The sequence below is a fragment of the Anabaena sp. FACHB-1237 genome, from assembly GCF_014696225.1.
In the GTDB taxonomy this organism is placed as follows: domain Bacteria; phylum Cyanobacteriota; class Cyanobacteriia; order Cyanobacteriales; family Nostocaceae; genus FACHB-1237.
In genome coordinates, this window is sequence record NZ_JACJPV010000005.1 from 107,390 (window position 1) to 118,294 (window position 10,905).

The 10,905-nt window shown below is 34.5% G+C and carries 8 protein-coding genes; 5 read left to right on the plus strand and 3 right to left on the minus strand.

Annotated elements, in window-relative coordinates:
- Window positions 1–84: 84 nt before the first annotated feature.
- Genes H6F32_RS04060 through H6F32_RS04075 form a run of 4 tightly spaced genes read left to right on the plus strand, consistent with a single transcriptional unit; the run spans window position 85 to window position 2,468 of the window.
- Complete coding sequence (locus H6F32_RS04060) at window positions 85–486, plus strand: DUF1636 domain-containing protein (protein ID WP_190368058.1); 402 nt, start codon at window positions 85–87, stop codon at window positions 484–486.
- Entirely contained in the window at window positions 483–1,085 is a 603-nt protein-coding gene (locus H6F32_RS04065; protein ID WP_190368059.1) for a hypothetical protein, read from the plus strand. The genes H6F32_RS04060 and H6F32_RS04065 overlap by 4 nt, the downstream gene beginning before the upstream one ends.
- A 13-nt stretch (window positions 1,086–1,098) precedes the next feature.
- The gene (locus H6F32_RS04070; RefSeq protein ID WP_190368060.1) at window positions 1,099–1,869 is read left to right on the plus strand and encodes a cobalt-precorrin-6A reductase; all 771 of its coding nucleotides are present in this window, start codon (window positions 1,099–1,101) and stop codon (window positions 1,867–1,869) included.
- Window positions 1,870–1,871: 2 nt separating this feature from the next.
- Window positions 1,872–2,468: a hypothetical protein gene (locus H6F32_RS04075; RefSeq protein ID WP_190368061.1), complete on the plus strand. Its 597-nt coding sequence runs from the start codon at window positions 1,872–1,874 to the stop codon at window positions 2,466–2,468.
- A 418-nt stretch (window positions 2,469–2,886) separates the two neighbouring features.
- Here H6F32_RS04075 and H6F32_RS04080 read toward each other — a convergent pair whose 3' ends face one another.
- Both H6F32_RS04080 and H6F32_RS04085 read right to left on the minus strand, forming a co-directional pair.
- Complete coding sequence (locus tag H6F32_RS04080; protein ID WP_242031043.1) at window positions 2,887–5,679, minus strand: tetratricopeptide repeat protein; 2,793 nt, start codon at window positions 5,677–5,679, stop codon at window positions 2,887–2,889.
- 366 nt (window positions 5,680–6,045) lie between these two features.
- Window positions 6,046–6,684: a hypothetical protein gene (locus tag H6F32_RS04085; RefSeq protein ID WP_190368062.1), complete on the minus strand. Its 639-nt coding sequence runs from the start codon at window positions 6,682–6,684 to the stop codon at window positions 6,046–6,048.
- A 456-nt stretch (window positions 6,685–7,140) separates the two neighbouring features.
- On the opposite strand from H6F32_RS04085, the gene H6F32_RS04090 reads away from it, so the two are divergent.
- Window positions 7,141–9,132, plus strand: coding sequence for a DNA polymerase III subunit gamma/tau (locus tag H6F32_RS04090; protein ID WP_190368063.1), 1,992 nt, complete (start codon window positions 7,141–7,143; stop codon window positions 9,130–9,132).
- A gap of 35 nt (window positions 9,133–9,167) precedes the next feature.
- Here H6F32_RS04090 and H6F32_RS04095 read toward each other — a convergent pair whose 3' ends face one another.
- Entirely contained in the window at window positions 9,168–10,508 is a 1,341-nt protein-coding gene (locus H6F32_RS04095; RefSeq protein WP_190368064.1) for a histidine phosphatase family protein, read from the minus strand.
- Window positions 10,509–10,905: the final 397 nt, after the last annotated feature.

Below are 10,905 nucleotides of genomic sequence, written 5' to 3' on the forward strand. Positions count from 1 at the left end.
TTGAAAATTCGCGAATCTGAATCAATTAATTATCACCAAGTCCTGATAAAATTACTCAGGGCTTGTTTTTTTATAAGGTAAAAAATGTCTAACAACACTACTAACCACAATTTATTAATTTGTAAAACCTGCGCTAGTGTGTGGCAAGATGGAAAACGTATAGGTGAAAGCGGGGGGGAAAAATTATGGCAAAAATTACAACAACTTGCTGAAAACTGGGACTTATATCACAACTTCCCTATTCAAGCTGTGGAATGTATGAGCGCCTGTAACCGCTCTTGTGTAATTGCGTTTATCGCTGAAAATAAAATTACATATCTTTTTGGTGATTTATCAGTTGAAAATAGCCCAGAGGAAATATTACAATGTGCTAGTAAATATTATCATCACCCTGATGGTTTTTTACCTTGGGCTGAAAGACCAGAAAGTTTAAAAAATGGGATTTTAGCGAAAATACCTCCCATTAAAGGTACTAAAAAATTATGAATAAACAACAAAAACTTGCTCGTGATCTGCAAAAAAGAACATTAGAAAAACAACAAGAAGAAAAATTAATGGAGGATGTTCGTCTCCTATTAACTAATTTATTCCAAAGAGAAGAAATAACTATAAAATTAATTTTGGGTTGTCTTTATGATGTGGCTACAACTAATTTAGTTAATCAAAAGTTGCACTATGGTATTAGGAATAATCTCCTGAAAAATACTACAAAAATTTCCAAACCTATATTAAAAATCATAGCTTGGCAATGGTTTATAGCCAACTGTCCTCAGTTAGTTACTAATTGGTTAAGAAGCAAGGTAGAATTTGCCAGAACTGATATTACAAATGCTGAATTATTATTAGATAATCTTGCCATATCTGTACCTGAACTTCCAGAATATCAACCTTCAGATCATAAAATTAAACGTTTAAGTTTTCAAGTTAAGTTATTAATTGGTTTATTATTGGGTACTATAACTATGTTTAGTGGTGGTTTAGTGTGGTTGAGCTATTCTTTAGATAAAGCCCATTCAGCTAATGTGGAACAATTAGAAAATCAATTAAGAACTCTTCAATCTCAACTTAATCAATCAGTAAAATAAATGTGAAATATCAATGATAAAAATTTTAATTTTAGGGGGAACAAGTGATGCAAAGGAATTAGCTAATCAACTTGCTAATATGCCTAAAATTGCTGATAAAACTCAAGTTTTCAGTTCTTTAGCAGGTCGCACTCGCGCACCTTTTTCTCCCATTGGTAATGTCAGAATTGGAGGTTTTGGAGGTGTAGATGGTTTAGTTAATTATCTTGAAGAAATGCAGATAAATATATTAGTTGATGCTACCCATCCTTTCGCTAGTCAAATTTCTGAAAATGCAGCTACAGCAGCAAAAATAGTTAATATTCCCCATTTAATGTTAGTACGGTCTGCATGGATAAAATTACCAGATGATCAATGGCTGGAAGTGGAAAATAATATAGCAGCAGCTAAAGTTTTAGCAAGTGAGAAAAATGATATTCACAGGGTATTTTTAACTATTGGTAGACAGGAAATTTCTACTTTTGCACATTTACAAAACATCTGGTTTTTAATGAGAATGATCGATCTTCCTGATGTTAATAGTGTCATACCATTAGGGAAGATTTTATGCGATCGCGGTCCGTTTTCGCTGGAAGATGAAAAACAAATTTTAACTGAATATAAGATAGATACTATTGTGAGTAAAAACAGTGGAGGTAATGCCACTTATGCTAAAATTATTGCCGCTAGAGAATTAGGTTTAAAAGTGATTATGGTACAACGTCCTATTTTGCCTTCTGGGGAACAAGTTCCCGATGTGGAAACAGCTTTACAGTGGTTATTAAATATGATAATTGAGGATTAACTATGTCTTACAGTGAATTTAGTTTAGCAAAAATCAAAAAAATATTTAACCTAACTACCTCAGAAAAACCTGATTTATTTGCTAATATTCCTGAAATTAACTGTAGTGGTTATCTACAGGAAACCCTACATTATAATGTTCCTTTAGCCTTAGCTAGTAATAGTGAAAAAGCACGATCTGAAATGATTATTGCTCCAATTTTAATAGAACTGAGAAAACATTTACAAGCAAAAATCAGCTTATTTTCTGGTGTTGACTTTAATGTTAATCCAGAATTAGGATTAAATGGGTATTGTGATTTTATTATTAGTAGTGTTGTAGAACAATTATTTATTAGCGCACCTGTGATGATGTTAGTAGAAGCTAAAAATGAAAATATCACAGGAGGAATTGGACAATGTATTGCAGAAATGATAGCAGCCCAAATATTTAATGAACAAGAAAATAACTCTATTTCTAGTATTTACGGTGCTGTTACTTCAGGTACAAACTGGCGTTTTTTACGGTTAACTGATCAATTAGTAGAAATTGATTTAAGCGAATATTATTTAACCAATATTAATAAAATATTTGGTATTCTTGTCCACAGTATTCAGTGAAAATTTTGATAAGTAGTCATATACCTACAAGTCAGATCCTCCACTTCCCTAAGAAGTTTGGGATCTTGTTGTTTATATATACAGCACATTCCATCTACATGAGGTGCACTATAAACACAGCAAGATGCCTGTGTTACAAGGGTTTTATGATTAACATCTGTACCTCATAATAACCGAAACTGCTGTAATTAGGTTACATTAGCTGAAAATGGTAAGCACCCTAGGACGATCAAAGTTACAGCTTGCGTGTTATGATTGTACCTCACTCGGATGAAGTATCCTGTATTATCTGCTAAATCTTAACCCTAATTAAGCTAATGTGCAGCACTCACTGTATAATTAAAAAACCTGAAGTTACAGTAGCACAAGCATCTTGCTTGTATTAATTATTCAAGTTAAAGGCACAACAGCTGAAAACCTAATGACTCAAAACATCCTCAGTAATGCCAAACATTTCACCAACAATATCCAAGGGTAATTCAGCAGATTTAAAACCGGAATAACCATTATTGACACCATTATTTCCATAATTTTCTGAAGCAATTCCTAACTGTACAGTGGGAAGATAAACGATTTTGTAATTTGGGATATTTAAACTAAAACCCGATATATTAGGCAAGTTAAATAAACTATGTAATGGTAATTTGTACAAGTCACGATGGGGAACTAAAATTATCGTTTCTATACCTTCAAATTCTTGAAGAATTGTAGAAATATTCAAGATTTTTTGTAACTTCAACAATTTAGTTTCCATAGCTAATTGTTGTGACTGTTTACCATTAAATATTTGCAGTTCTAAACTTGGTTGTGAGTTTTGCCAATCTGCAAACCAATTTTCAAATTCTAATAACCTCCACGCAGCTTCAGGAATTGCTTCACTATCTTTAATGGGAGTAAATAGTAAAATGGGAGATGGTGCTTGATCCTTAATAATAAATGTCTGTAAGGATGCTGGACTAAAATGCCAGTAAATAATCGCAGTTGTGGGATTTAATAATCTTTGTATTTGACTATATTCAGCAGATTTAACTTCATGATAATCATGAGAGGTTAACCATTGCAAACATTGATTTTTACCCTTTTCTGCTAATTCCCATGCTTCTACTAAATCACCATTATTAACTGCAATATCTACTCCTAATTGTTGCAAGCCTATAAATTTTAAAGCTAGTTGTTTTTTGTTTTCATCACTACGATAGGATTGACTTAACAACTCTTTCAATAATTGCATTCCCCAGGATTGTAATTGTTTCCCAGTGGCATTTTCTCTTAAATTAACTAATACTTTAGTTAGTGATTGTAAAATTTCTAAATGCGATTCAGGAAAATCTTCAGGAGTGAGTGTTGATAGTGCTATTTGATAATTAGAAATAGCTTGATGCCAATAATCACGATGTGTAAATTCTTTTTTACCTTGTTCATAATATGTATTACCAATCGCTATATACAATCTTCCCCAACCTTCGGGATGGGTATCTGGCCGCAGATGTTTTAACCCTTCTTGATAACTTGCTAATTTGCCCTCATAACCACCTAAATTTAATGCAGGATTGGATACCGCAAAAGGACTGACTACACTTAAACTTTCATTTTCTCCTAAACTTGCTGCTGCTGCGCCACGTCCTAACCATGCTTCCCAAGAATCTAATTTAATTTGTAAAGCACTATCATAACAAGCAATAGATTGAGGAAAACGTTTTAAATGAAATAGTCCTAACGCCTTATTATACCAAGCAGGATGAAAGTCTGGTTTAATAGTAATGGCTTGTTGATAAGAACCTATGGCTTCTTCTCCCATTCCCAGATTTTCTAATGCTACACCACGATTATACCAAGCTAAATATAACTCAGGCTGAATAGCTAAAGCCCGATCCCAAGAAGCGATCGCTTCTGACCACTGTTTTAAATTAAATAATACTACTCCCCGATCAATCCATACCTCATAATAATCAGGTTTAATGCTAATAGCTTTATCATAACTGCTAATAGCTTCTGCGTATTGTTCACTTACAGCTAAGGCTACACCGCGATAATACCAAATTTCCGGATCTTCTCCGTTAAGACTCAAAGCCTGATCATAGCTAATAATCGCCTCCGAGACTAAACCCAACTTTAGTAAAGCTAACCCCTTACTAGCCCAAGCAGGTTGATAATCTGATTTAATAATAATTGCCTTTTCAAAAGAAATAACTGCCCCATTAAAGTCTCCTAATTCTCCTAAAATACCGCCACGATTATACCAAGCCTTATACAAATCTGGTTTCAATTCCAGAGCTTTATCATAAGCTGCGATCGCCTCTGGCAACCTTTGTAAATAAAATAGTATTAATCCTTGATTATACCAATATTTATATGCTTGATCATCTAACTTAATTGCTGCTGTATATAAAGCCAAAGCAGCCAATAAATTTCCCGCCTTAGTTTCCTCTAAACCTTGATGAAATAAAATTTCTGCTTGATTAACCTCATTAAAAACCACAATCTCCGACTTATGTTTATTAGTATCCCTAACCCCTAAATTAGAAGCCAACTGTTGTACTAAACTCGTGGTTTGTTCCAACCTAACGGACAACTCATCCAGAGCTTCAGCTATTTGTGGTTCTACAATAGCCAAACAATCATGATGTGATAAAGCATGATCTTGTTTATCCTGGGATAGATAATGATCTACTGTTGCTTCAGAGAAAGACTGATCATTAGCTACATTCTCATCATGGATGTAAACATCAGCATCAGAATTATGGAATACCCCCTCAAACACCTTTCTTTCTTCAGGAGGTTGAGTCAAAGATGCTGGACTCATAAATTCCCAGATCACTTTATCCGAATCCGAGTCATCAAGTAAATGCTCAGTAATAGAAGGTTCCGAAGTGACAACCTGACGAGAGTTTTGTTGATATTGTTGAGCTATATTACGCTGAGTGAGGCGAATACCAATATCATAAGCAGCATCACCCACTGCACCAATATTTAACTCACCTAATTCGATCAGGCGTTTAGCTAATTGAGTATTAGGTGCAGGAGAAAGTAATAATTTATCTCGAAACCCTGACAACCAGTCCAACCAACGCTCCACAGTAATGCGTGGTTCCATGCGTTGTAAATATTTTAAAGCCCATTGTTGCCCGCGTGCTTGATGCACTCCCTCAAGTAATTGAGTAAACAAAAACTCTAGATCGGAGCTACTGAGTTCTGGTAATGTATCAACCATATCACTTGGATTAGACTGGTGAGGATTCATCCAGTGTCGGACAAAGGTGTAAGTGAGAACCTTGTTAAACAAATGCAAAAGCCACCTGAACATATGCAAGCAAAATAATTGGATTTTATTTATCCTAGATTGTAACCATTATTGTGTCAAAAAGATCATTAATTTCATTAATTACTGAAATAGATGATCAAAATCAAACTTGTACAACTTCTAGCGAGAGTAGGTAAATTATTCAGTCAATTATTGAGTAAATTTACTTGATCCGCAAGAATAGATTTTTTCTTACCTGTATTAGTAAGTGTACAACTTAAATCATTGCTAAATGATCGTGACATCGAATTTATTTTAGTCCTAGCCAAAAAGTAGCTATGAAAGTTCACTTTGACTGACAAGGGTGGCGATAATTTCCTCTGGATTATCTGATTGTATCCCTAATTGCTGGGCAACCTGACGACGCAAGTTTTCATCTTGTTCTAGCATAATCAAAAAATCATCGAGACTTACCGCTTGATATTCTTCTGGAGGAAGATCCTCATGATCGAGGTTAGCAGTATGGGACATAGCATCGGGTCCATCATATTCAAATATAGGCTGTGCCGATGTCCGCGTTAATACTTTCATTCCTAACTGATAAGCTAAATTACCAAATTCACCCACACCTAATTCACCTAATCTTACTAACCTAGATGCTAACTCATTATGGGATTGAGAAGAAGCTAATAATCTTTCTCCAAAGCGGTTTAACCATTCTAACCATTGTTCTTGAGTAACACGGTGTTCCAGATTTTTGAGCCATTTTTCTACCCAAGATGCTTGTTTACCTTGATATACACCTTCTAACAGTTCTGTAAATAGAAATTCTAAGTCTGTATCAGTAAGAGGATGTGCGGATGGTTTAGCAACGTTAGTCTGTTTATAAGCATTTCTTGTAGAAACAATAAGTCGTTTATTTTTAAATAAACCCTGAAATAATCTTTTAAACCACTGAATTAAACGCTTAATCATGTGCTTCACTATGAAAATTTTTTGCTGTGATTATTTAACCAGGACTTACGCAACTGGCACATTGGTAGGGTGCGTCAGATATCAACAATTTGGTTATTTACATAATTTATACTGTCTGACGCACCCTGCAACAGATTTTTTAGTGTGACACTTGCGTAAGTCCTACTAACATTGTACAGGAGTCACCGAGTCAGTGGAGTCTAAAGCGCAAAACTCCGCACTTCCCATCCCCCATCCATTAATTCCTGTTTTTTCCAGAAAATTTTGCCATTTAGTAGTACAGTTTTATTACTAAAACGAATATTGTACGATGGTACTTGCTTAATTTCTGACAATTGAACCTGACAATTCAAAATCTTTGTAACCCACAACCCATAACTAGTAAAATATTACCTCTGCAATTTTCTTGGCAATCTTTAATTTTTATTCTCTTTATTTTTAATTTGTATTAATTCTATGTCTTACGAACCTTTACATCATAAATATCGGCCTAAGAGTTTTGGTGAACTAGTAGGACAAGAGGCGATCGCTACTACTCTTACTAATGCCATTTTATCAGCAAAAATCGCTCCTGCCTATTTATTAACAGGACCTAGAGGAACAGGAAAAACATCCAGCGCCAGAATTTTGGCTAAATCTCTTAATTGTCAAAAAACAGACAAACCAACCCCCGAACCTTGCGGAGTTTGTCAGATTTGTCAAGGTATTAGCAAGGGTTTTGCTTTGGATGTGATTGAAATTGATGCTGCTAGTAATACTGGTGTAGATAACATCCGTGAACTTATTGAAAAAGCGCAGTTTGCCCCTGTTAAATGTCGTTATAAAGTATATGTGATTGATGAATGTCATATGCTAAGTACCGCAGCATTTAACGCCCTACTAAAAACCTTAGAAGAACCTCCTAATCACGTTGTCTTTATTCTCGCTACCACTGATCCCCAAAGAGTCCTACCTACTATCATCTCACGCTGTCAAAGATTTGATTTTAGAAGGATTCAATTAGAAGCAATGGTTAAGCATTTAAGAAAAATTGCTACTAATGAAAATATTAATATTTCCGAAGATGCACTAATATTAGTCGCTCAACTATCACAAGGAGGATTACGAGACGCTGAAAGTTTATTAGATCAATTGGGATTATTTCCAGATCAGGTAACACCGGAACAAGTATGGGACTTAGTGGGATCTGTGAGTGAAAAAGACTTATTTACATTGTTAGAAGCGATCGCCCAAGATAACCCAGAAATTGTACTTGATGCTACCAGAAAAATCCTAGATCGTGGTCGAGAACCTTTGATAATTTTGCAAAATTTAGCCTCATCTTATCGTGATTTACTAATAGCTAAAACTGCTCCCAAGCGTCAAGATTTAGTTGCTTGTACTCAATCTACCTGGAAAGCATTAGTTGAATTTGCCCATAAATTAGATATTACTACCATCCTGCGTGGACAACAACATCTCCGCAGTGCAGAAGTACAATTAAAAAATAGTACACAACCTCGTTTATGGTTAGAAGTGACATTATTAGGATTATTACCTAGCGCCAATATTCAAGTTATTCAAACTACAAATACTAATATTCCTCTATCTGGTTACAGTCAACCTCCACAAAATCAACCGCAATACCAACAACCGCAATATCAACCTCCACAAAATCAACCGCAATACCAACAACCGCAATATCAACCTCCACAAAATCAACCAGCCACAAATACAGAAACTAATGCTACACAAACAGCAAATAATAGTAACAATGACTTAACACAAACTTGGCAACAAGTAATCAATCATATTCCCCAATTACCCACAAAAACTTTACTTAATCAAATGTGTCATCTGCTAGAATTTAATGGCACAACGGCTATTGTAGGAGTAAAACCAATATGGTATGACAAGGTAAAATCCTATTTACCTAATCTTCATACAGCTTTTCAACAAACATTTCAAAAACAAATTCAAGTTACCTTAGAAAAAGCTACTGCTGGTACTACTAATAATAGAAGTAATAGAATAAATTCCCAACCTTCACAAAATCCACAACCTCAAAATTCACAACCTCAAAATTATGTTTCATCTCCATCTACAAATTATTCTCAACCAACAGAACAACCACAAGTAGAACATCCACCAATACAACCACAAGTTAATAAAATAGAACCAGAGGTTATTAAAAATAATCCAGAAATATCACAACCAATAGAAGCAGTACAACCAATACAACCGATAAACAATATTAATTCTCCTCCAGTTTCAGCAACTATTAATAATAGTAACAATACTAATAATAGTAATAATTGGGATAGTGAACAGGTAATGAGGGCGGCAGAAAATTTAGCAAAATTCTTTTATGGCGAAGTTATTAGCTATACAGATGATAGTTTTCAAATTTCTGATCATGTTACCCATGTGGAAACCTTAGAAGTTTATGATAGTTATGAAGACGATTGATAATCACCAATCGCCAATCACCAATCACCACAATATTATAAAGCTCCTGCCGCAGTTTTATCCAAAATACTATTACTTAAATGACTGGTTATGTTCATTGCTTGTAATACCGGATAACCTTGATTTTCCACAGGATAATCAATTACTGTGACAGCACCATTACCTTGACGGAAATTCCAAAAATTCTCATTAGATAAACCCAATACATGACATAATAATGTTTTATTTGTGGCATCATGGGCTACTACTAATCCGATTTTTAGGTGCTTATCTTGAGCATTTTTAATAATAGTATTCCAATCAGCAACACTCCTTTCTTTTACCTCTTCTAAATTTTCACCTTCAGGCATTTGTACTTGGGCGGGAATTGTGCGCCATCTTTCTAGTTCTCCAGGAAATTCTGTTTCTATTTCTGATTCAAATTTTCCTTCCCAAAGTCCATGACTAATTTCTCTTAAACCTGGAAATAATTCTAAGTTTAAATGCGGATGATATTTTAAAATTATTTCTGCTGTTTCTTTAGGACGAGACATGACACTACTAACAGCAAAATCAATATTTACATCCTGGAGAAAGTCGGCAGCTTTTGCAGCTTGGTTTCTACCATTATCATTTAATGGAATATCAATTTGTCCTTGAAATCTCCCTTGACGATTCCATTCGGTTTCACCATGACGAACTAATAATAATCTTACTCCTTGATGTCCAGGACGTAAAGTAGGTAATTTATCTCCTATATGTTGAGTTTGATTCATTGATTCTAACTGAACTGGTTCACCTAATTTACCAGTAAAGTTTAAGATACTAATGCCACAATTAGATTGTTGTAAACAGTGATAACGACTGGGATTTATGCCTAATGCTGTGCTAATTAAGGCGCGATTTATGCCATTATGTCCAACAATTAATATGGTTTCTCCTTGATGTTTGGTTAATATTTCTTGCCAAAATTTTTGGGCTTGATTATATAATACAAGTACGGGAAAATGTTCTTTTGTAGCTTCACCATCTTTAATTATCATCCTCAATTCGTGAGGTTTTTGTTTCCAAATACTATAATCTTCGGTGAATTTTTCTTTAACTTCATTAGATAACATTCCTGCCCATAAAGGTAAGTCAATTTCTACTAAATTTTCTGAAGTTAGAATATTTGCAGATGTTTGTAAGTGACTAGTAATAATTTCTGCGGTTAATTTTGCCCTTTGTAATGGACTGCTGTAAATTGCTTGGAAGGGAATATTACTCAGGGCTTTACCTGTTTGGTTAGCGTCGTTTTTACCTTTTTCAGTTAAAGATGACGCATCCGTACGTCCTTGAATACGTCTTTCTATGTTGTAGGTACTTTGTCCATGACGCACGATGATCACACGGGTCATTTTTTTTCCTTCTTGTTGTTGTGTTAAATCACTTATTTTACCGTAAAATGTTGCACTCAGTTACAAGAAATCATTCTTCAACAGGACCTACACAACTGGCACATTAGTAAGGTGCGTCAGATATCAATAATCTGTTTATTTGCATAATTTATGCTGTCTGACGTGGTTGATGAACTTGTCGAACCATACCCTGCATTAGATTTTTATGTGACGCTTGCGTAAGTGCTAATAAAGTAACTAACTATCCAATGTAATTACCATCATCCTTTACAGGTTTATTGATGGTAATAGAACCACAGGAAATAGATTGATAAATAGCAATTCCTATTGAAGTAAGGTACAAGAAGTAAAAATTAAACTCATATTAATTCAGATAATTATCTATCGTAATTAGACT

Excerpts from the sequence above, each read along its gene's own strand:
- H6F32_RS04080 (WP_242031043.1), bottom strand. The coding sequence starts at position 5,679 with ATGGTTGATACATTACCAGAACTCAGTAGCTCCGATCTAGAGTTTTTG.
- H6F32_RS04060 (WP_190368058.1), top strand. The coding sequence starts at position 85 with ATGTCTAACAACACTACTAACCACAATTTATTAATTTGTAAAACCTGC.
- H6F32_RS04090 (WP_190368063.1), top strand. The coding sequence starts at position 7,141 with ATGTCTTACGAACCTTTACATCATAAATATCGGCCTAAGAGTTTTGGT.
- H6F32_RS04065 (WP_190368059.1), top strand. The coding sequence starts at position 483 with ATGAATAAACAACAAAAACTTGCTCGTGATCTGCAAAAAAGAACATTA.
- H6F32_RS04095 (WP_190368064.1), bottom strand. The coding sequence starts at position 10,508 with ATGACCCGTGTGATCATCGTGCGTCATGGACAAAGTACCTACAACATA.
- H6F32_RS04085 (WP_190368062.1), bottom strand. The coding sequence starts at position 6,684 with ATGATTAAGCGTTTAATTCAGTGGTTTAAAAGATTATTTCAGGGTTTA.
- H6F32_RS04070 (WP_190368060.1), top strand. The coding sequence starts at position 1,099 with ATGATAAAAATTTTAATTTTAGGGGGAACAAGTGATGCAAAGGAATTA.
- H6F32_RS04075 (WP_190368061.1), top strand. The coding sequence starts at position 1,872 with ATGTCTTACAGTGAATTTAGTTTAGCAAAAATCAAAAAAATATTTAAC.